Origin of the sequence: Microbacterium sp. LWS13-1.2 (assembly GCF_040144835.1) — a bacterium.
In the GTDB taxonomy this organism is placed as follows: domain Bacteria; phylum Actinomycetota; class Actinomycetes; order Actinomycetales; family Microbacteriaceae; genus Microbacterium.
The window spans coordinates 3,521,727-3,542,022 of record NZ_CP151632.1 but is presented as its reverse complement, the minus strand read 5'-3'; the positions used below and the strand labels follow the sequence as shown (position 1 = coordinate 3,542,022).

The window sequence follows — 20,296 nt, the reverse complement described above, 5'->3', positions numbered from 1 at the left end:
CCATCCCTGGAAGGGCACTCTCATGCGTATGTCTGTCATCGGCTGCGGGTACCTCGGCGCCGTCCACGCCGCCGCTATGGCCTCGATCGGTCACGACGTGGTCGGCATCGACGTCGACCGGCGGAAGGTCGACGCCCTCTCCCGCGGCGAGGCGCCCTTCTTCGAGCCCGACCTGCAGGAACTGCTCACCGCCGGAGTGGAGTCGGGCCGCCTGAAGTTCACGACCGACATGGCCGAGGCCGCCGGCGCGAAGGTGCACTTCATCGGCGTCGGGACGCCGCAGCAGAAGGACGGCTACGCCGCCGACCTCACCTACGTGAACGCGGCCGTCGACGGCCTGCTCCCCTACCTGTCTGCCGGTGACGTCGTCGCGGGCAAGTCGACGGTGCCCGTCGGCACCGCGGCAGACCTCGCACCGCGCATCGAGGCGACCGGTGCGACGCTGGTGTGGAACCCCGAGTTCCTGCGCGAGGGCTACGCCGTCAAGGACACCATCGACCCGGACCGCCTCGTGGTCGGCGTGGACGCCGGCGACGACGGCGAGCGGGCCGCCGACATCCTGCGTGAGGTGTACCACCCGGCCGTCGCCAAACAGACGCCGTTCATCGTCACCGACCGCGCCACCGCCGAGCTGGTCAAGGTCGCCGCCAACGCGTTCCTGGCCACCAAGATCTCGTTCATCAACGCGATGGCCGAGATCGCCGAAGTCACCGGCGCCGACGTCACCCAGCTCGCCGACGCGATCGGACACGACGTGCGCATCGGCCGCCGCTTCCTCGGCGCCGGCATCGGCTTCGGCGGCGGCTGCCTCCCCAAAGACATCCGTGCGTTCTCCGCCCGCGCCGAAGAACTCGGCCGCGGCGAATCCGTCGCCTTCCTCCGCGAAGTCGACGCGATCAACCTCCGCCGCCGCGACCGTGCCGTCGACCTCGTCATCAACGCGTTCGGCGGCTCCGTGTTCAAGAAGAACGTCACCCTGCTCGGCGCCGCGTTCAAGCCCTACAGCGACGACATCCGCGACTCCCCCGCCCTCGACGTCGCCATCCGCCTGCACGGCCTCGGAGCCTGGGTCACCATCACCGACCCCGCCGCCATCCCCAACGCGCAGCGCCTGCACCCGCAGCTGAACTACGTCGAAGACCGCGACGAAGCCCTCCGCGAAGCCGACGCCATCGTGCTCGTCACCGAATGGGACGAATACCGCCGCGACCTCACCCCCGAACACGCCTCCACCCTCACCGCCGGCCGCGTCGTCATCGACGGCCGCAACGGATGGGACGCCGCCGCCTGGCGGGCCGCCGGGTGGACCTACTACGGCATGGGACGCCCATAACACCCGGCTCCGTCGCGACCGGCGCGGCCGGAGCTCATACCCCGGCGTCGGTCGTTGCCGGGAGCTCCTGACGAGAGCGCCTGACGAGAGCCCTATTCTCGCCGCGCGGACTGCGGTATTGTCGCACTGTTCTCGACGGTGAGACAGCTCCCGACAGGCCCACCAAGAGCCTGGCTGTCGGCGTCGAGTATTCCGTGACTTGTGCGCAGGCGTTCGTACGCCCTCCGCGAGTCGCTGGGGGACGGAGTACGACGTGAAGCGTGCACTCATCACCGGTATCACCGGTCAGGACGGCTCTTACCTCGCCGAGCTGCTGCTCGGAAAGGGCTACGAGGTCCACGGCCTCATACGCCGGGCGTCGACCTTCAACACGCATCGCATCGACCATCTCTACGTCGATCCCCACGACCCGAGCGCCAGGCTCTTCCTCCACTACGGGGACCTCAGCGACGGGGCGGGCCTGGTGACTCTGCTCATGAAGATCCATCCGCACGAGGTCTACAACCTGGCCGCGCAGTCGCATGTGCGGGTGTCGTTCGACGAGCCCGTGCACACCGCTGACACGACGGGCATCGGCACGATCCGTCTGCTCGAAGCGGTACGCCTCTCAGGCATCGACACGAAGTTCTACCAGGCCTCCACGTCGGAGCTCTACGGAGCCACGCCTCCCCCTCAGAACGAGCAGTCGCCGTTCTACCCGCGGTCGCCGTATGCGGCGGCCAAGCTGTACAGCTTCTGGATCACGAAGAACTACCGGGAGGCGTACGACCTCTTCGCGGTGAACGGCATCCTCTTCAACCACGAGTCACCCCGCCGCGGCGAGACCTTCGTCACGCGCAAGATCACCCGCGCGGTCGCCCGCATCCAGGCCGGTGAGCAGAAGGATCTCTATCTCGGCAACCTGGACTCCATCAGAGACTGGGGGTATGCGGCGGAGTACGTCGAGGGGATGTGGCGGATGCTGCAGGTCGACGAACCGGACGACTTCGTCCTCGCCACCGGCATCGGCTACACGATCCGAGACTTCCTCGCGGCGGCATTCGGGCACGTCGGCCTGGACTGGCAGGAGTTCGTCAAGTTCGACGAGCGCTACCTGCGTCCGACGGAGGTGGCCGCCCTCATCGGCGACCCCACGAAGGCGCACGAGAAGCTCGGCTGGAAGACCACGCTCGACGGGATGGCGGTCGCCGAGCTGATGGTCGACGCCGACGTGGAGGCGCTGGACAAGCGTCCGGAGTGGATCGACGCCGTCAACCTGGTCTCCTGGACATCCGAGCCCTCACTGGTCGGCAAGTGACGGCCACCACCGACGCTGTGCAGTACGTCCCGGCGCCGCTGGATCGGGATGCGACGTTCTACGTGGCAGGTCATCGCGGGCTGGTCGGCTCGGCGATCGTGCGCCGGCTGGAGAGCGCCGGGTTCACGAACATCGTCGGCAAGACGTCCGCGGAGCTGGACCTGAAGGACCGCGACGCGGTGTTCGACTATCTGGCGGAGATCAAGCCGCGCTACCTGGTGCTGGCGGCGGCGAAGGTCGGCGGCATCCTGGCGAACAGCACCTATCCGGTGGACTTCCTCAGCGACAACCTCCGCATCCAGTCGAACGTGATGGATGCGGCGGTGAAGTACGAGGTGGAGCGGGTCGCGTTCCTGGGGTCCTCGTGCATCTACCCGAAGTTCGCGGAGCAGCCGATCCGGGAGGACGCACTGCTTACCGGGCATCTGGAGCCGACGAACGACGCGTATGCGATCGCGAAGATCGCCGGCATCCTGAACGTCCAGGCGGTGCGTCGCCAGTACGGGCTGCCGTGGATCTCGGCGATGCCGACGAACCTGTACGGACCGAACGACAACTTCTCCCCGAACGGCTCGCATGTGCTGCCGGCGCTGATCCGCCGGTATGACGAGGCGGCGAAGTCCGGCGCGGCGTCGGTGACGAACTGGGGCACCGGCACCCCCCGGCGCGAGTTCCTGCATTCGGATGACATGGCGGATGCCGTGCTGCACCTCCTCGAGCACTACGACGGGCCGGAGCAGGTCAACGTCGGCACCGGGTCGGACGTTACCATCCGCGAGATCGCCGAGACCATCGCCGGCGTAGTCGGGTACGAGGGCGACACCGAGTGGGACACCACCAAGCCCGACGGCACCCCGCAGAAGCTGCTCGACGTCTCCAAGCTCGCCGACGCCGGGTGGACAGCGAAGATCTCGCTCGCAGACGGGCTGGACCGCACCGTCGCCTGGTACCGCGACCACATCGGCAGCCTCCGCCGATAGCCCGTGGGCTGCCGCCACATCGTCGTCTTCCGCATCCACGGGCTGGACCGTTGCTGCGTGGTCGCGCGGCGGCGACAGCCGCCGATGTCGGAGGCCCTCGGCATCATAGAAGTAGCGAAGAGATCGGCGATCCGGTCCCTCCGCGACGACTGATCCGCGATGTGCCCCGCGGCTCGGATCGGCGAAACCCGTTCGGGAACGGCCGCGCATGGCGCGGCGAAAGGGCACATCGTGGACGACGCGGAACGCGACAGGGTCGAGGCGCAGCGCGCCGGCGCGCTGGCCGACGAGCTGCGTCGCCTCCACGCCGAAGAGGCCGCTCTCCACGGCCGCAAGCTGCGCCTCCTGGCCGACGCGTTTGCTCTCGCTGAGACGCAGCAGGCGCGCATCCCGTCGGCACGCACGAAGGAACGCGACATGCCGCTGCGCGCACTGGCGGCCGAGCTCGGACTCGCCGTCAAGGTCAACGACCGCACGATGCAGTCGCACATGTGGGACGCACATCGGCTCACCACCTGGTTCGCGGCCACCGTGACAGCCCTCGAAGAGGGGCGCATCTCGCGCGCCCACGTGAGCGCGATCCTCGACGGCGGCGGCGCGATCGACGAGCCCGCGGCACGGGCCGAGTTCGAACGCGCGGTTCTCGAATACGCAGAGACGACGACGCCGGCGCGCACCCGCGCCTACGCCCGGCAGCAGGCAGACATCCGCAACCCGCTCACCCTTCAAGAGCGCCACGACCTCGCGGTGCAGGGCCGCCGCATCTGGGTGACCGACCTCGACGACGGCATGTCACTGCTGAACGAGCTGCTCCCGACCGCGCTCGCCCACGGCATCCTCGACCGCACCACCCGGCAGGCCAAGCTCATCAAACGCGTCGACACCGCACGCCGGCGCGCGTTCCGGATGACGCAAGACGCGACGGATGCCGCAGCCTCTGGCGCGACCGACAGCAGCAGCGAGACCGCTCCCGACGAAGGAATGTGGTTCGACCAACGGACGATCGACCAGATCCGCGCCGACCTCGTCGCCGACATGCTCCTCACCGGCGCTCCGGTGATCGATCCGACACTCGACGCTGCGCCGGGCGGTCTGGGCGCGATCCGCGCGACGGTGCAGATCACGGTGCCTGTCACGACCCTGACCGGGGTCACGAGCGGCGGGGCCGAACTCGACGGCGTCGCGCCCGTCGACCCCGCCACCGCGCGACGCCTCGCCGGTGACGCGCCGGGTTGGGACCGCGTGATGACCGATCCGGTGACCGGGATGGTCCTCGCGGTCGACCGCTACCAACCCTCCGCTGCACAGCAGCGGTACCTCAACGCCCGGGATCCGCACTGCCGCTTCCCCGGATGCCGAAGGCCGGCGCGACTGTGCGATGACGACCACACGCACGACCATGCCCGAGGCGGTCCGACCGACATCCGCAATCTCGCCTGCCTCTGCAGACGACATCACACGCTGAAACACGCGACCGATTGGACGGTGCGCCAGCTCCCCGGCGGCACCCTCGAGTGGACCAGTCCGGCCGGCCGGCCGTACCTCGACCATCCTCCTCGGCGCGTCGGCTTCGTGCCGGGCGACGAAACCGCCGCCCCATTCTGAGCGCCGAGCTCGAGCAGTTCAGCGTGAAAGACGTACCCGGTGAAGACGTACCCGGTGAAGACGTACCCGGTGAAACGTGAACGATATGCGCGGTGAAAGACGTGCCCGGCGGCAGGCGACCGCTACGTTGGAGCCGTCAGCAGAATCTGTCTCGCCACGGAGGACTCACCCATGTCTCAGCGCCCGCTCGGCGTCACGCTCGTCGCCATCATCGCCTGGATCTCCGGCTTCCTGCAGATCGTCGGATCGATCTTCGTGATCATCGCCGGTCTCTTCATCACCTGGCCGGCGATCCTCGGCTGGATCAGCCTCATCATCGGCGCCATCACCCTCGCCGTCGGCGTCGGGCTCTGGCGCGGCAACCCCACCGCCCGCACGATCGCGATGGTCGTCTTCGCCATCACCATCGTCCTGCAGGTGCTCGGACTCTTCTCCGGCGCCAGCCTGTGGTCTGTGATCGGCGGGTCGCTGCTGTCGCTCATCGGACTGATCCTGCTGAGCACCCGCGACGCCCGCAGCTACTTCGGTCGCTGACGCGCGGCACCCGTCACTTCGGCGCCGCACGCCGTTCGATGAGCTGCACGATGGCGAGGCCGATCGTCGCGCCGAGCACGTTCGCAACGATGTCACGCAGACTAGGGGTGCGCTCGGCGAGAAGCAGCGCCTGCCCCGACTCGATCACCAGCGTCGTGGCGAGCGCCAACGGCACCACCAGCCCCCGCTGCAGGGGAAGAGCGAGCGCCAGCAGGACTCCGAACGGCACGAACAGCAGGACGTTCGCGGACGTCTCGATCACGTCGTAGGTCAGCCAGGGCACCACGGAAGAGATGGCCCGCAAGAAGCCCGACGCGCCGCGGTCGACGGGTACGGGCCAGAACGCGATCAACGCCAGGATCACGGCATAGACGACGAGCAGACGGATGCCGCGCCGCTGACCCCGTCTGACATGCACCGCCGCGACGGCCGCGGTCGTCGGGGCGGCGGACGCGAGCGCGGGCGCATCGGTCATCAGCCCGCCACCAGCCACACCACGCCCACGGCGACGAGGAACGCCGCCGCCAGGCAGATGACCCACATCGGCGCCCCACCGTACTCACGCAGCAGCCACGGCTCGTGTCCGATGTCGTAGCGCCGCCGTCGTCTCGATCGTGGCATCGCGGGCCCCCATTCCCCGAAGTCGGAACGTCACGCGACCCCCTCGTCACAGGCCCCACCCTACGCTCGGCATGTTGCCACCGGTCGACAGGAAGGTTTCGCAACGGGTCTCGCGCTCAGGATCGCCTGAGCCGCATCGTATGGTGGATCGATGACCGACTCGCCTCTGCCCCGCTCTGCGCGCACCGGCGGCACCGTCTTCGCCGTCGTCCTCGGCGTCGTCCTGCTGGTCGCGATCCTCGGCGCCGCATGGGTCGGCATCCGCGGCGCACTCGCCTACAGCCACCTGCGCGACGCGCAGCAGACCGCTGCCGCCGTCCGCGACAGCCTCGCCGACCCCGCCGCCGCGGGCGACGCGATCGCCGCCCTCGCGACCGACACCGGCGCTGCTCACGCCCTCACCTCCGACCCGGTGTGGAAGCTCGCGGAAGGCGTCCCGTGGGTCGGACCCCAGCTCGCCGCCGTCGCCACCGTCGCCGAATCGCTCGACGGTGTGGCGGGCACCGCCCTGCGTCCGCTCTCCGAGGTGGCCGGCACTTTCCAGGTCGATGCGCTGCGCCCACAGGGCGGTCGCCTCGACCTCGCGCCGCTGCAGCAGATCAGCGGCGCCGCCCAGACCGCGACCGACGGGGTCGGCGCGGCTGCGGCATCCGTCTCGGCGATCGACCGCACTGCGCTGGTCACCCCCGTGCGCACCGCGGTCGACGAGGTCGAGGGCCTCCTGACCGAGGCCGGGACCGCCACCGACGCGCTCGCGCGCGCCGCGCAGCTCATCCCGTCGATGCTGGGCGCCGATGGCCCTCGCAACTACCTCGTGCTCTTTCAGAACAACGCCGAGTGGCGCTCGCTGGGGGGCATCCCCGGTGCGATGGCACTCATCCACACCGACGGCGGCGCGCTGAGTCTGGCGGCGCAGGAATCGTCGAGCGACTACGACCGCTACGACGACGCGGTGCTGCCGCTGGACGACGAGATCACCGCCATCTACGGCGAACGCCCCGCGCGGTTCATCCAGAACGTGACCCAGGTGCCCGACTTCGCGGTGAGCGCCGCCCTCGCGCGTGAGATGTGGGCCCGCGAGCACGGCGGGCAGCAGGTCGACGGCGTCATCGCACTCGACCCGGTCGCTCTGTCGTACCTCCTGCAGGCGACCGGCCCGATCACCCTGCCCACCGGCGACGTGCTCGCGGCCGACACCGCCGTGCCGCTGCTCCTCAACGAGGTGTATGCGCGCTACCCGCGACCGGCCGACCAGGACGCCTTCTTCGCCGTCGCCGCGGCTTCGGTGTTCGCGAAGCTGTCGGGCGGCGACGTCGACCCCGCGGCGCTCGTGACCGCACTCACCCGGGCCGGCGACGAGGACCGCCTGCTGCTGTGGAGTGCGCACGAGGAGGAGCAGGGCCTCCTGGCAGACACCACTCTCGCCGGCGGCCTGCCGGGATCGGACGACGACGCCGCGCGCTTCGGCGTCTACGTCAACGACGGCACCGGCTCGAAGATGGACTTCTACCAGAACGCCTCGGCCACCCTCGCCTGGGACGGCTGCAGCCTCGACGCCGCAGGCCGGGCGACCGGCGACGCCGTGCTCACCGTCACAATCGGCAACACCGCTCCGGCCGACGCCGCCAACCTTCCGCCGTACATCACCGGGGACAGCGGCTTCGGCGTGCCGGCCGGCATCACCCGCACCATCGGCTATCTGTACCTGCCCGAAGGCTTCGACCTGATCGACGCGACGATGTCGGACGGGTCGGGATTCGGCGGCGGAACGCACGACGGACGCCGCGTCCTGAGCTTCGCGATCGACCTCCCACCCGGCCAGACGGCGACCGCAACTGTCGTCGCGCGGGCCGCCGCACCCGTCGCCTCGACCCTCGAAGCCGCCATGACTCCCACGCTGACACCCCCCGCCGCGGTTGCCGCCGTGTGCGGGGGTTCGTAGACTGCTCTCGATGCCCCACATCATCAGTACACCTATGCCCCGGTTCCTCCCCCAAGCCGCTCTCGTCGCGACGCTCGCACTCGGAGCGGTCATCGCTGTGCCCACGGCGGCGAACGCGTCGACGATCTATCCGCCGTCGGGCTCGTGCACGACCACGCCGGCGACGGCGCAGGCGGGCGGCACCATCGTGTTCGCGTGCGCGGCCGAGACCTTCTCGTCCGACGAGACGGTGACGATCACCGTCACCGGTGAGAACGGCGCCGGCGCGAGCATCGGCATGGTGCGCTTCGCGATCACCACCGCCAGCGACACGACGTCCTCCGCCGAGGACGGCTCGCTCGCCCCCATCGACATCGCCCTTCCCTCGAACGCGACGGGAACGTACAACATCGCGGCCGTCTCGTCGACGTCCGCCGGCGGCACCGCCGCCGTCACGATCACCGGCGCCGACGGACTGCCCGCGACCGGTCTCGACCAGGGCCAGACCATCGGCCTCTGGATCGGCGGCGGCGCGCTCCTGCTCGCCGGTGCCGCACTCGCGATCGTCGCCGCGGTGCGGCGCTCGCGCGACTCGCGCTGACCCACGGCTCGCGCTGACCCGCCGTGTCGACCTCGCTCGAGCGCACGTACCGGTACCTGCGGATCGGCATCGCCGGCACCGTCGTCGCGATCTTCGTCGCGATCGCACAGGCGGCGACCACCTACGGCTGGCTCACGTCGGTGAGCGACTACTTCTACACGCCCGCCCGCGACGTATTCGTCGGCGCACTGATCGCGGTGTCCCTCGCACTCTTCGCGCTGTCGGGTCGCGGCACCGAACGGGCGCTCCTCGATGCCGCCGCGCTGTTCGCACCCCTCATCGCCCTCGTGCCGACGACGCTGTCAGCGGATGCCGTGCCCGGCGTGGTCGTCGACTGCACAGCGCGCTGCTTCCCGCCGCAGTACGAAGCGGATGCCGCGAACGGCGTGCCCGTGTACCTCGTGCTCGGCGCGCTCGTACTTCTCGTCGCCCTCGTGCTCGCCGCACTCGGTCAGGTCTCGCTCGCCGCCGTGTGGCCGTCGCTGCTGGTCGCCGTGGTCGTGCTCGCCGTCACGGCACTCACGTGGGTGTTCGCACGCGACGCCTTCCTGCAGCAGGCGCACTTCGTCGCGACAACGGCCTTCTTCGCGCTGTTCGCGGCGGTCGCGGTGCGCAACGCCTTCCCCCGCCGGGGTCCGCAGCCGACGCCGGCGTTCCGTGTGCTCTACACGGTCATCGCCGTGGGACTCGTTCTCACCCTGATCGCGTACGTCATCCTGCTGCCCGGCGCCGACGGATCCGGCATCCCGATCGTGCTCATCGTCGAAGCGGTCGCGCTCATCCTGTTCTTCGCGTTCTGGGTGGTGCAGGGCATCGAGAAGTGGTCCGACCCGGATCCGACGCTCCTCTGACGCGTCCGGCCGTCACTCGGCAGCCGGGAAGAGCGTCGCGCAGCTCGGGTCGATCGTGACGGTGGTCGCGGTCGCCGTGGGGCTGTGACGCAGTCGCAGCGGAGCGAGGTCGCCGGGCGGCAGCGCGACCGTGAATGCGGTGGTCACCGTCTCGCCCCTGCCGACGAACACCGTCTTGCTGAGCGCGGTGTTGCCCTTCTCGACGCCGCTGCGCTCCCACCGCGCGACGTCGCCCACCGCCGGGACGGTGTGCGTGATCTGAGCGCCGGGAGGCGCGAAGAACAGCACGTCGAGGATCATCGTGGTGCGCGGCAGACCGAATCGCCAGTTGCGGAGCCCGAGCGTGTACGGGCTTCGGATATCGTCGCCGATGCCGTTCGCCAGCGTCATCGTGGTCGTGATCGTCCGCGCCGCGGCGTCGCACGTCGCGATGATCGACGTCGTCAAGTGATACTCGAGCTTGCCGACGGAGGAATCGTTCAGGTAGATCCCCACCTGCGTCTGCGTCGTGGTGTCGCCGGCCAGCGCGCCGTCCACACCCAGCTCGACGGCGAGCGCCTGCGCCGCCGGGTCGACGAACGCGAGGTTGACCCGCTGCTCTGCGGCAGCCTTCTCCAGCGCCCCCAGCATCAGCAGGGGGTCCCATGCCGAGGTCGTGAGGTGTGCGAACACCTGCTTCGCGGCATCCGCGAAGAACTGATCGGAGTCGCGGCTCTCGGGATAGCGCTCATACGCGTCGCGGAGCAGCACCGTGACGGCGTTGTCTGCGGTGAGCTGTTCCCCCGTACCGAGCGTCACGGGTCCGGCGACGCCGAGCATGTACGAGAGCACGACGGGGTCGATCGAGACGACACCGTCGAACGTCGCGCCGGTCGTGTGGGTCCACAGGGCCTGGAAGAGCTGCACCGTCGTCGGGAAGTCGGGCGTGAAGGTGTAATCCTGCGAATGCTTCGCGAACGTGGGCAGATACAGCCCAGTGGTCTCGGCGGGCAGCGCCACGTACACATCGTCCTGCGTTCCGGCGTCGTAGAACGTCTGCGAACTCGCCTGATCCACGTACCCGAGCTTGCCGTCGGTGAGGGTCACGATCATGCTCGCCGCCGGGTTCCCGCCCGTGGCACGGATCTCGGCGTTGTTCTGGAAGATCAGGAGGTAGGTCTTGGTTCCTCCCGAACCTGCCATGTCGAGCAGCGTCGGCAGGTACGTCTCGGCTACTCCGAGTGCCGGAGTCGCGATGTCGATGAAGGTGAGGATGTCCGAGATCGACGCGCTCACCTCGGGAAGGAGCGTCGCCGTGTCGATCGGCGCGACGATCGACTGCGCGTCGGCGAAGGCTGCCGCGATCTCGGGGATCGAGCTCTGCACCTGCCGGAACGGCTCGAGGTCGATCCCGCCGCCGTCGAGCGTGAGGTCGTCGAAGTCGGTGACCGACAGGAACTGCAGTCCCGGTGTCAGGGCGCGCTCGACGAGGACGTCGACCGCATGCGTCACCCGCCGCACCGCATCGACGTTCTGCCCGACGAACGGGACGCGAGTGGCGAGGTCCCACAGTGGGCCATCGACGGTCCGGACGGCGAGCGTGACGTTCGCCTGGATCTCGTCCGTCGCCGCGAGAAGCTGCGCCTCGTCGGCCCCGTCCAGGCTGTCGCGGAGTTCTGCGATGCCGGCTGCCGCCCGCTGGACCGCGGCGCGGGCCCGCTGCGCCTCGGACCAGAACTGCATCGCGAGCGCGCCGGCCACCACAGCGGCCGCGAGCAGCGCGGCGAGGACACCGAACAGGATCCAGGGCCACACGCGCCGCCGGCGCGTCGGAACAGGCATTGCCCCGGCATCGTAAGCAACCCCAGTTCGCGCACCCTCGGATACGGTGCGCGTGACGTTCCCCATCGCCACGATCCCCATCGTACGCGCGGCCCGTCAGTAATACAGGGGGCTCCTCAACAGGGGGCTCGTGAAACGGCGGAGTGGGACTCAGGCGGCGCCGGTCTCGGCGTCGAGCACCTCGACGACACGCCGCACACCGGCGGCCGGGTGAGCGGTCACGAGGATGGGCAGATGGTCGCTGAGCCCCTGGGGCAGCGTCCGCACACGGTCGATCTCGAACCCGACCGACGTCGCGAAGTCGTAGTGCCCGCGGAAGAAACGGTAGCGCGTGTACGTGCGCGAATCCGAGAGGTTGAGCTCATAGCCCTGCTCGCGCACGTGCTGGCCGAGCCGTTCCTTGAACACCGGGTAGTTGTAGTCGCCGACCATGAGCGCCGGGAGCCCGTCGCCCAGCTGCTGCAGCTCGCCCAGCGCGGTGCGGATCTGGTGGCGCCGGAGCGAGTTCAGCGCCGTCAGCGGCGCGGCATGGAAAGAGGCCACGATGATGTCGAGGTTCTCATCGATGTCGTGCAGCCTGACCCCCAGCATCCGCTCCTCCGCCGGCTTCAGCACCCGGTCGTGAAGCGACTTCTTGAGCGCGAGGGCGCGCACGTCGACGGCGCGATAGGTGTTCTCGCGGTAGTACAGCGCGAGGCCCAGCCGGTTGCGCTGGGTCGAATCCGCCAGCCGCAGACCCGAGATCACGTCGGGGATGTCGGTCGTGTCCGCCTCTTGCAGGCAGAGCACATCCGCACCGTGCCGCTCCACCAGGTGGGCGAGTTCGCCCGCCGCCCGGTGCTTGCGCAGGTTGTACGAGATGACCTTCATATCGAGGCCAGCCTATGCCGCCGACGTTGCGGGCGGATGACCTTGACAAGTCCACATCACGACCTCACAGGGAGCGTGGATCCTCCGATGTACGAAAACCGGATGCCGCGCCTCTGGAGTGGTGTGCCGAGAACCCGGGAGGACCCCATGGCCGCAACATCCACATCCGCCGTCCGCGCCGATCTCGCCGACGCCGTCGCCGCGAGCCGCACCGCGCGCGAAGCCGCCGAGCGCGAGCTCCGCCTCAGCGTCGCCCTCCGCGCCCGCGCCGGAGAGGCGCTGGAGCGGACTGCACGACGCCCCGGCCTCGACGAGACCGAGCGTGCGCGACTGCGCGCCGAGTACGCCGCCGCCGACGCCGTGGTCGCCCAGCGCCGGGCGGCCGTCGACAAGGCTCTCGAGTTCGAGCGCGCCGCCGCGGTCGTCGCCCGGGCGTTCGAGACCGAGGCGGCATCGGCGAGCCCACTCGCGGCCGCACTGCTCGAGCTGGTCGGCTCGAGGGGGGTCTCGCGCGGTCGCGCCGCGCGCGCCTCCGTGCGCCGCACGACGCCGGCCGTGCGGCTGGGGGGAACGCGCCCTCGCACGGCATGAGCGCACCCGCGCCGATGTTCTCGTAGAGTCGCCTTCGTGGCCACCTCGCGACGGACGATCACCCTCCTCGCCGCCACGGGTCTCGTCGCGGTCGCCGGCGTCGTCGTCGCCGCGATGCTCCTGACGGGTCGGGATCCCGAGCCGCCGGGGCCGGGAACGACCGTCGTCGCCTCCGCCTCTTCGAAGGCTGCGGATGCCGCCTCCCGTGCCTCTGCGGGAAGCCCGGAGCACGACGCCGCGCACTATCTGAGCGACCAGCCCACGGCCGTCTGGCTCACTCCCGAGGGCGATCCGGTCGATGTCGTCGGCGACCGCATCGCAGCGCTCGCGTCTGAGGCGCGCGCGCAGTCCGCGCGTGTCGCGGTGGTCGTCTACGGCCTTCCCGAGCGCGACTGCGGCGGACAGTCCGCCGGCGGACTCGACGGCGACGCCTACGACGAGTGGACACAGGCCATCGGGGATGCGCTGCGTGACGCCGCCGACACGTCGCCCATCGTGATCCTCGAGCCCGACAGCCTCGCGCTGGCGCCGGAGTGCGGCAACGTGCCGGAGCGCGTCGCGCAGCTCGGGGCGGCGGTCGACGCGATCAGCTCCGAGACAACCTGGATCTACGTCGACGGCGGCCACTCCGACTGGCTGCCGGCCGCCGAGATGGCCGACCTCATCGCGCAGGTCGACCGGACCGCGGACGACGGCCGCGGCATCCGCGGATTCGCGACGAACGTGTCGAACTTCATGCCGACCTCCGACGAGGTCGCCTACGCGCACGACGTGGCAGCGCTGCTCGATGGGCTGCACGCCGTCATCGACACCTCGCGCAACGGCGCCGGCTCGAACGGCGAGTGGTGCAATCCGCCCGGCCGCCTCGTCGGAGAGCCAGGCGGCACGATCGGCGACGACGTCGTCGACACCAACCTGTGGATCAAACCGCCCGGCGAGAGCGACGGCGAGTGCAACGGCGGCCCGGCGGCCGGCCGGTGGTGGGACGAAGCGGCGATCGAGCTCACGCAGGACGTCATCGCCTCGGATTGAGGCCGGACCAGGCATTACCGGCGTTGTGTAGCATCGTGGGTACTGTGCACGCGTCGGGGGCCGCGGCTGGGGTCGGCATCGGCGCAGGTTCGATCAACCGTCCGAGAGAGGACGCCGCTGCATGAGCACCCCTTCTGACGAGCTGAAGACCGCCGTCATCATCGAGGACGACGCCGAGATCCGACACGTCCTCGCCGAGGTGCTCGAGTCGTCGGGCTTCTCGACGGTCTCGGTCGGCAACGGCATCGACGGGGTGCGCGCCGTGCTGACCTACAAACCGGTGCTCACCACCATCGACGTCCACATGCCGGGCATCGACGGCATCGAGGCGGCCAAGCGCATCCGCGCGCAGTCCGACACGTTCATCATCATGCTGACCGGCCTGACCGACGAGGCCGATGTGATCGCCGGCCTCGGTGCCGGCGCCGACGACTACCTCGTCAAGCCGTTCCGCCCGCGCGAGCTGCGGGCGCGCGTCGAGGCCCTGATGCGTCGCGCGCGCGCGAGCGCCGAAGGGACCCCCGCGCCGGCCGCGATGCCGTCGCAGGGCAGCGTGGGTCCGTCGTTCCCGAACGCCCGGCCGGCGACCACGTCCATCCCCGCCACGCCCGTCGTCGAAGAGGCTCCGGCGGCATCCGTGCCCGCACTGGTCGGCGACGGCGAGTGGCTCGTGCACCGCGACCTGCACCTGCACCCCGAGAACCGCATCGTGCTCATCGGCGACGAGGAGCTCGACCTCACGCGCACCGAGTTCGACCTGCTCGCGACGCTGCTCGAGTCCAAGCGGCGCGTCCGCAGCAAGGCCGATCTGACGCTGGTGCTGCGCGGCGAGTCCTACGTCACGAGCTATTTCGTGGGGGATGCCGACAAGCGCGCCGTCGAGGCCCACATGACGAATCTGCGGCGCAAGCTCGGCGAGAGCGCCGCGAGCCCCCGCTACATCGAGACAGTGCGCGGCGTGGGCTACCGCCTGACCTCCGAAACGGTCTGACCCGCGAACGCCGAAGCGGAGGCATCCGCTGCGCCCCAGACGAGCAGATGCCTCCGCAGGCTTCGGAGAGGGCGCCCGCCTGTCCCCCAGGCGGGCTCCCTCACCTCCTCCCCCGCGCCGTGCTCCCCAGCCGCGGCGCTTTCCCCAGTTCCGACCCGTTTCGGGTACGGGTCAGACCTTGTATCCGTGCTGACGACGGATGAGCTTGAAGAACATCGACAGCGTCTGCAGCACCGTGACGGCGCCGACGATCGGCCAGCCGATCCACAGGACCGTGGACTGCACCATGACCGGCATCATCATCCAGATCGCGACCATCGCGACGATGACGGCGACTGCCAGGATCAGCGGCGTCCAGTGGCCGAATCCACCGCCGCGCTCGGCCTTGGCCTGCATGGCCCAGTTGTCGACCTTCTTGCGCGACAGGAATCGCGTCCAGGAGCGCACGAAGTGGCTGCAGCGGATCCACATGTAGATCTCTGCCGGGATCAATGTCAGGCCGAAGAGGACGTCGCGTGCATTCCGGTTGTGCATGGTCATGGCCATGCGCGTGTTCAGCGCGATCGCGATGACCGGCGGAATGAGCCACCACAGCGAGAAGACGAAGGCACCGATCGACAGCGACGCCGCCAGCAGGGTGATGAAGGCGATGCGCACGAACATGTTCATGAGCATGTCGAAGTGCTCGAGCCAGCGGACCCGGAGGTTCGGGTGGAAGGGCTGCCCCTTGGTGTCGCCGCGCTGGCCGGGCCACATCAGCTCGATGGCGCCGTAGGTCCACTTCACCTGCTGGGCGTCCAGCGCCCGCAGAGTCGTCATGCCGCCGACGTCGGCGCGGGCGAAGGGGCTGATCTTGGTGAGGAAGCCGGCGCTCTTGATCTGCAGCGACAGCAGCGAGTCCTCGACCTCGGAGTCCTTGACCCACGGGGTCGACTGGTGGTTCTCCTTCATGACGTCACGCAGCGCCTGCGTCGAGAAGATCGAGAACTGGCCGCCGAGCACGGCCATGTTGCGCCCTCGGAGGAGGTTGTGCAGGTTGAACGCGGCGAACTGCGACCGCTGGCCGGTGGTCAGGAACTTCGCGAGCCAGCCCTTGATCGGCTTGTCGTCGATCGAGTAGATCGCCGAGATGCCGCCGATCCGGGTGTCGCTGGTCGCCTCGGACTCGAGGTACTCGACGGCCTTCGCGTCGGCGACCGTGTCGCCGTCGACACCGAGGAGGTAGTCGTAGCCCTCGACGAGCGTGTAGCCGTAGTTGAGCGCGCCGACCTTCTTGTCGGGGTTCTTCCCGATGTCGTGGACGAACACCTCGGTGAACTGCTCGCCGAGCTCGGTCACGATCTCGTGGGCGCCGGCGTACTGCGACGCGATCCTGACCGTCGCGTCCGACGTGTTGTTGACGACGACGTGGATCACGTCGGGCACGCGGGTCTGGCCGAGCAGAGCCTCGATCACCTGCGCGATCGACTCCTCCTCGTTGTACGCCGGGATGACGCAGCCGATGGTCGAACGGTGCACCGAGGTGTCGTCGAGCACCGCCTCGAAGTCATCGGCGAAGCCGTGGGCGGAGACGGTGGTGACGTCCTCCAGCGCGGCGGTCGCCTCGCTGTGGTGCGTCCGCACGGAGCGGGTGAGCGGGACCAGTTGTGTCACGTTCGTCGCTTTCGAGATCAGGGCGCCGGGGTCTCCGGCACGAGTACAGCCTCTCCTGCCGACCGCAACGCCCCTCCGAGAGCCCGCGAGCGCTTCCGCAAGGTTTGCGCAAGGCCTCCGCAAGGAACGTTGTGCCGGCTCTCGCGGCGCGGCCCGAAATGCCGGGTGGCCGGGCCAATAGAATCGCGGCATGGCTACCGGGGCTGCACGACCGACGCTCGTCGTGGGCACGCCCGACGCCCGCACGCGGTCGATCTGGCTCACCCAGCTCGTCCTCGCGGCGAGCGTGCTCATCACGGCGATCATGGTGATGGTGCTGCAGCCCGAGCTGTTCGGTCACTGGAACTTCCTGCTCGGCACCCTCTTGGTCGTCGTCCTGACGCTCGCGACGCTGGCGGCGCCGTGGTCGCGGCTTCCGGCATCCGCCGTGCTGGCGGTCCCGTTCGCCGACGCACTCGCGATCGGCCTGATGTCGACCGGCACCGAACTGCGCCTGGGCTACCTCTGGGCCTTCCCGGTGATGTGGGCGGCCATGCACTTCCACGCGACCGCCCTGGCGGCGATGCTCGCGCTGATCGGCCTCATCCTGCTGCTGGACTCCTCGATCACCCCCGGGCCCTGGGGCGCGCTGCGGGTCTTCGTGGTGCTCCTCACCCTGACCTTCATCGGGATCACGGCGCACATCGCCCTGCGCAGGACCCGTTCGCTGCGGCGCCTCCTGCGGCGTCAGGCCGGCCGCCTCACCGCCACCCTCTCCCGCCGGTCCGATCAGGAGCGGCGGACGATGGAGATCCTCAACGGCATCGACACCGGCATCGCGCGGATCTCGGAGGACGGCACCCTGCTGGCCGTCAACGACGCCTACTCGCGGCTCTACGGCCTCGACCCGCTCGATCCCACACGACCCGCGCAGTCCGTCGAGTACACCGGCCTGCGCGGGATGCCAGTGCCCTTCTCGGAGCGCCCGTTCTCGCGTGCCGCGCGCGGCGAGACCTTCACGGACGCCTCGGTGTGGCTGTTCACCGTGCAAGGCGAATGGCGCGCGCTGTCGGTCACGGCGAAACGGCTGGCCGCCCGCGGCGACGAGGACTCCAGCATCCTGCTCCTCGTGCACGACGTCACGGCGCTCACCTACGCCCAGCGTGAGCGGGAGCGCTTCACCGCGATGGCCTCCCACGAGCTGAAGCATCCGCTCACGGTCATGATCGGCAACGCCGAGCTCGCCCTCGAGCTCGACGAGCTCACCCCCCGCACGCGCGAGCGCTTCGAGTCGATCGTCGCGGCGAGCGACCGCATGCTCACGATGACCGAGAGTCTGGTCACCACCTCGCGGCGCGGCTTCTCGGGCCGCGACGAGGTCGACGACATCGACCTGCGGCAGATCCTCCTCGAATCCGTCGCCTCGTTCCGGCCCACGGCGGTCGCCAACGACATCTCGGTCGATGTCCTGGCCGACGAGGCGCTGCCGATCACCGCCGACGGCTTCCGGCTGCGCCAGGTGGTCGACAACGTGGTGAGCAACGCGATCAAGTACACCCCGCGAGAGGGCGAGGTGCGCATCGCCGGGACCGTCGAGGGCGACACGGTCGTACTGACCGTCGCCGACAGCGGCATCGGCATCGGCGCCGACGACCTCCCCCACATCCTGACGCCCTACTTCCGCACCAGCGAGGCGAAGAAGAAGTCCGGCGGCACCGGGCTCGGGCTCGGCATCAGCAACGACATCGTGCTCGCGCACGGCGGCACCCTGGAGATCGACAGCGAGGCGGGCGTGGGCACGACCGTCACGATCCGCCTGCCCCTGGCAGGGGCCGTCACGGAAGGACCCGTATGACCGACCTCATCGCCGGCTCGGGGGTGGACCTCGGCATCGCGCAGGCGGTGATCACGACGCTCGCCACGATGCTGACCATCGGCATCGCGTTCCTCGTGCGACCGGGACTGCCGACGCTGTACTGGAGCATCGCGTTCACCCTCTCGATGCTCGCGACGTACGGCGTGGTCGCCGGCGAGATCACCGACATGGAGGTGCTCCGGCGTGCGTCGCTCGGGGCGCTCATGGGCGCCCCGGCGTTCCTCTGGTCGGGCTTCCGCGCAGCCTGGGGCCTGCGCCCCCACGTCTGGGCGGGCGCGCTCCTCGCGGGAGGCTCGGCCCTGGCGCTCGCGACCGTCACCGACATGTCGTGGTTCACCGTGGCGTATCGCACGGTCTTCTTCGCGGCATCCGTTTTCGCGGGCCTGTTCGTGCTCGACTGGGCGCGCTCGGCGAGCCGACGCAGCGACAGGCTGCTGCTGCCCCTGGTGATCGTGTCGGTCGCCTTCTTCGTGACCGGTGTCGCCACCTTCGTCGCGGTTTTCGTCTTCCCCCCGTCGGGCGGGGACGACTTCACGCTGGTGCGTCTCGTCTCATCGATCGGGATGCTGGTCTACGTCGCCTGCGCGCTCATCGCCGTGGTCGGTTCCACCGCGCGCGACAGCGGCCTGGGTCGCCCCGCGACGGTGTCCACCGCCTGGCAGCAGTTCGAGCGGATCGCCGGCGACCGCCTGATGCGTGCCCAGAAGACGTCGGAACCGTGGTCCGTCGTCTATCTGGGACTCGATGATGCCGCCGACATCCGCCAGACAGGGGGCGCGGCGGCCTTCGCCCGGCTGTCCGAGCGGCTCGAGGACGAGGTGCGCACCGTCTTCCCGGCCGAGTCCGACGTCGGCTCGCCCTCGGCGGGCGCCGTCGTCGTGCTGGTGCCCCGGGGCGATGCCGCCGTCCGCGACCTGCTGCGGATCATCCTGGAGCGGATCACCCTCCTGGACGTGCACGGCGCCCTCCCGATCCGGCCGACGGCTAGCGCCGGCTGGGCACCGGTCTCGGTGCTCGGCTACGACCTCGACACGCTGGTCTACACCAGCCGCGAGGCCGCGCGGGTGGCCAGCGGGAAGGGCGGCGACCGATGGGAGCGCGTCGGCGCGACCATCGTGAGGCGCCTGATCAGTCAGTCAGAGCTACCGTGATCGTGTCGGTCGCCGTCTGCTTGGCGTACTCGCTCGAGGTCGGCGTCGTCTGCACCAGGAAGTCGTAGCTGAACTGCAGCGTGACGAACGTCGCCTCCGGCGGCACCGGGCCGACGTTGAACGTCTGCGAGTAGCTGTACGGATCGAGCACCAGGTAACCGGGACTCACGGTGGATGCATCGACCTGCGGCGCCAGAGCCTCGAGTGCCCCGGTGGGCGTCGAGGGGACGGCGGTCATCGATGCGCGCTGCAGGTACACCTTCTGCCCGTCGTCGGGCTGGACGGTCGTGATCAGCGAGATGCTGACGGGCTTGACCGCCTCTGCGGTCCACTGGTCCATCGACAGCGTCGACCAGTAGTCGACGGTGGCGGTCACCGCCCCCGCGCTGAGCTGCCGCTGGGTCGCCCCGCCTGAGAGGTCGTTGGGGACCGGGGTGGGCACGGCGGTCGACGTCGCAGTCGGCGTGCTGCCGCCCGCCTGATCCCATGGCGCCGGCCCGCAGCCGGCGAGCGCCGAGACACCGAGCGCACCCATCACGACGACACCGGCGAACCGGCTCCACTTGCGCATACGACCCCCCGAAGTCGA

At 69.7% G+C, this 20,296-nt stretch carries 19 protein-coding genes; 13 read left to right on the top strand and 6 right to left on the bottom strand.

Annotation, left to right across the window (positions count from 1 at the left end; translation table 11 throughout):
- Positions 1 to 22: 22 nt before the first annotated feature.
- The 5 genes from MRBLWS13_RS16395 to MRBLWS13_RS16375 all read left to right on the top strand — a co-directional run bounded on the left by MRBLWS13_RS16395 (position 23) and on the right by MRBLWS13_RS16375 (position 5,749).
- Entirely contained in the window at positions 23 to 1,333 is a 1,311-nt protein-coding gene (locus MRBLWS13_RS16395; protein ID WP_349426384.1) for a UDP-glucose/GDP-mannose dehydrogenase family protein, read from the top strand.
- Between the two features lie 253 nt (positions 1,334 to 1,586).
- Positions 1,587 to 2,630: a GDP-mannose 4,6-dehydratase gene (gmd, locus tag MRBLWS13_RS16390; RefSeq protein ID WP_349426383.1), complete on the top strand. Its 1,044-nt coding sequence runs from the start codon at positions 1,587 to 1,589 to the stop codon at positions 2,628 to 2,630.
- Entirely contained in the window at positions 2,627 to 3,610 is a 984-nt protein-coding gene (locus MRBLWS13_RS16385; protein WP_349426382.1) for a GDP-L-fucose synthase, read from the top strand. Before gmd ends, MRBLWS13_RS16385 begins: the two co-directional genes overlap by 4 nt.
- Positions 3,611 to 3,841: 231 nt before the next feature.
- The gene (locus MRBLWS13_RS16380; protein WP_349426381.1) at positions 3,842 to 5,215 is read left to right on the top strand and encodes a DUF222 domain-containing protein; all 1,374 of its coding nucleotides are present in this window, start codon (positions 3,842 to 3,844) and stop codon (positions 5,213 to 5,215) included.
- Between the two features lie 171 nt (positions 5,216 to 5,386).
- Positions 5,387 to 5,749 carry a DUF2127 domain-containing protein gene (locus MRBLWS13_RS16375; protein ID WP_349426380.1) on the top strand — a complete coding sequence of 121 codons (363 nt, stop codon included), beginning with the start codon at positions 5,387 to 5,389 and terminating at the stop codon, positions 5,747 to 5,749.
- A 13-nt stretch (positions 5,750 to 5,762) separates the two neighbouring features.
- Here MRBLWS13_RS16375 and MRBLWS13_RS16370 read toward each other — a convergent pair whose 3' ends face one another.
- Both MRBLWS13_RS16370 and MRBLWS13_RS16365 read right to left on the bottom strand, forming a co-directional pair.
- The gene (locus tag MRBLWS13_RS16370; RefSeq protein ID WP_349426379.1) at positions 5,763 to 6,224 is read right to left on the bottom strand and encodes a VanZ family protein; all 462 of its coding nucleotides are present in this window, start codon (positions 6,222 to 6,224) and stop codon (positions 5,763 to 5,765) included.
- The gene (locus MRBLWS13_RS16365) at positions 6,224 to 6,370 is read right to left on the bottom strand and encodes a hypothetical protein (protein ID WP_349426378.1); all 147 of its coding nucleotides are present in this window, start codon (positions 6,368 to 6,370) and stop codon (positions 6,224 to 6,226) included. The genes MRBLWS13_RS16370 and MRBLWS13_RS16365 overlap by 1 nt, the downstream gene beginning before the upstream one ends.
- 151 nt (positions 6,371 to 6,521) lie before the next feature.
- Here MRBLWS13_RS16365 and MRBLWS13_RS16360 point away from each other — a divergent pair, with 151 nt between their 5' ends.
- From MRBLWS13_RS16360 to MRBLWS13_RS16350, 3 genes are read left to right on the top strand one after another with little or no spacing between them, the layout of a single operon-like run.
- Positions 6,522 to 8,312: a DUF4012 domain-containing protein gene (locus tag MRBLWS13_RS16360; protein ID WP_349426377.1), complete on the top strand. Its 1,791-nt coding sequence runs from the start codon at positions 6,522 to 6,524 to the stop codon at positions 8,310 to 8,312.
- A gap of 10 nt (positions 8,313 to 8,322) precedes the next feature.
- The gene (locus MRBLWS13_RS16355) at positions 8,323 to 8,892 is read left to right on the top strand and encodes an LPXTG cell wall anchor domain-containing protein (RefSeq protein ID WP_349426376.1); all 570 of its coding nucleotides are present in this window, start codon (positions 8,323 to 8,325) and stop codon (positions 8,890 to 8,892) included.
- Positions 8,893 to 8,915: 23 nt separating this feature from the next.
- On the top strand, positions 8,916 to 9,743 hold the full coding sequence (locus tag MRBLWS13_RS16350) for a hypothetical protein (protein ID WP_349426375.1): 828 nt from the start codon (positions 8,916 to 8,918) through the stop codon (positions 9,741 to 9,743).
- A 12-nt stretch (positions 9,744 to 9,755) separates the two neighbouring features.
- Here MRBLWS13_RS16350 and MRBLWS13_RS16345 read toward each other — a convergent pair whose 3' ends face one another.
- Both MRBLWS13_RS16345 and MRBLWS13_RS16340 read right to left on the bottom strand, forming a co-directional pair.
- A complete protein-coding gene (locus MRBLWS13_RS16345) occupies positions 9,756 to 11,564 on the bottom strand; it encodes a DUF4012 domain-containing protein (RefSeq protein WP_349426374.1) in 1,809 nt (602 codons plus the stop codon).
- Between the two features lie 150 nt (positions 11,565 to 11,714).
- Positions 11,715 to 12,434: an endonuclease/exonuclease/phosphatase family protein gene (locus MRBLWS13_RS16340; protein WP_349426373.1), complete on the bottom strand. Its 720-nt coding sequence runs from the start codon at positions 12,432 to 12,434 to the stop codon at positions 11,715 to 11,717.
- Positions 12,435 to 12,581: 147 nt separating this feature from the next.
- Here MRBLWS13_RS16340 and MRBLWS13_RS16335 point away from each other — a divergent pair, with 147 nt between their 5' ends.
- The 3 genes from MRBLWS13_RS16335 (at position 12,582) to MRBLWS13_RS16325 (ending at position 15,048) form a co-directional block, all read left to right on the top strand.
- On the top strand, positions 12,582 to 13,025 hold the full coding sequence (locus tag MRBLWS13_RS16335) for a hypothetical protein (protein ID WP_349426372.1): 444 nt from the start codon (positions 12,582 to 12,584) through the stop codon (positions 13,023 to 13,025).
- A 36-nt stretch (positions 13,026 to 13,061) separates the two neighbouring features.
- A complete protein-coding gene (locus MRBLWS13_RS16330; protein ID WP_349426371.1) occupies positions 13,062 to 14,057 on the top strand; it encodes a glycoside hydrolase family 6 protein in 996 nt (331 codons plus the stop codon).
- Between the two features lie 121 nt (positions 14,058 to 14,178).
- Positions 14,179 to 15,048, top strand: a complete 870-nt coding sequence (locus MRBLWS13_RS16325) for a response regulator transcription factor (RefSeq protein WP_349426370.1) — start codon at positions 14,179 to 14,181, stop codon at positions 15,046 to 15,048.
- Positions 15,049 to 15,219: 171 nt separating this feature from the next.
- On the opposite strand, the gene MRBLWS13_RS16320 is transcribed toward MRBLWS13_RS16325, so the two are convergent.
- Positions 15,220 to 16,638, bottom strand: a complete 1,419-nt coding sequence (locus MRBLWS13_RS16320; protein WP_349429085.1) for a glycosyltransferase family 2 protein — start codon at positions 16,636 to 16,638, stop codon at positions 15,220 to 15,222.
- 253 nt (positions 16,639 to 16,891) lie between these two features.
- Here MRBLWS13_RS16320 and MRBLWS13_RS16315 point away from each other — a divergent pair, with 253 nt between their 5' ends.
- Positions 16,892 to 18,535, top strand: a complete 1,644-nt coding sequence (locus MRBLWS13_RS16315; protein WP_349426369.1) for a PAS domain-containing sensor histidine kinase — start codon at positions 16,892 to 16,894, stop codon at positions 18,533 to 18,535.
- Complete coding sequence (locus MRBLWS13_RS16310; protein ID WP_349426368.1) at positions 18,532 to 19,707, top strand: hypothetical protein; 1,176 nt, start codon at positions 18,532 to 18,534, stop codon at positions 19,705 to 19,707. The genes MRBLWS13_RS16315 and MRBLWS13_RS16310 overlap by 4 nt, the downstream gene beginning before the upstream one ends.
- Here the strand turns inward: MRBLWS13_RS16310 and MRBLWS13_RS16305 are convergent.
- The gene (locus MRBLWS13_RS16305) at positions 19,685 to 20,278 is read right to left on the bottom strand and encodes a hypothetical protein (RefSeq protein ID WP_349426367.1); all 594 of its coding nucleotides are present in this window, start codon (positions 20,276 to 20,278) and stop codon (positions 19,685 to 19,687) included. The two genes, MRBLWS13_RS16310 and MRBLWS13_RS16305, sit on opposite strands and share 23 nt — an antisense overlap.
- Positions 20,279 to 20,296 lie beyond the last annotated feature (18 nt).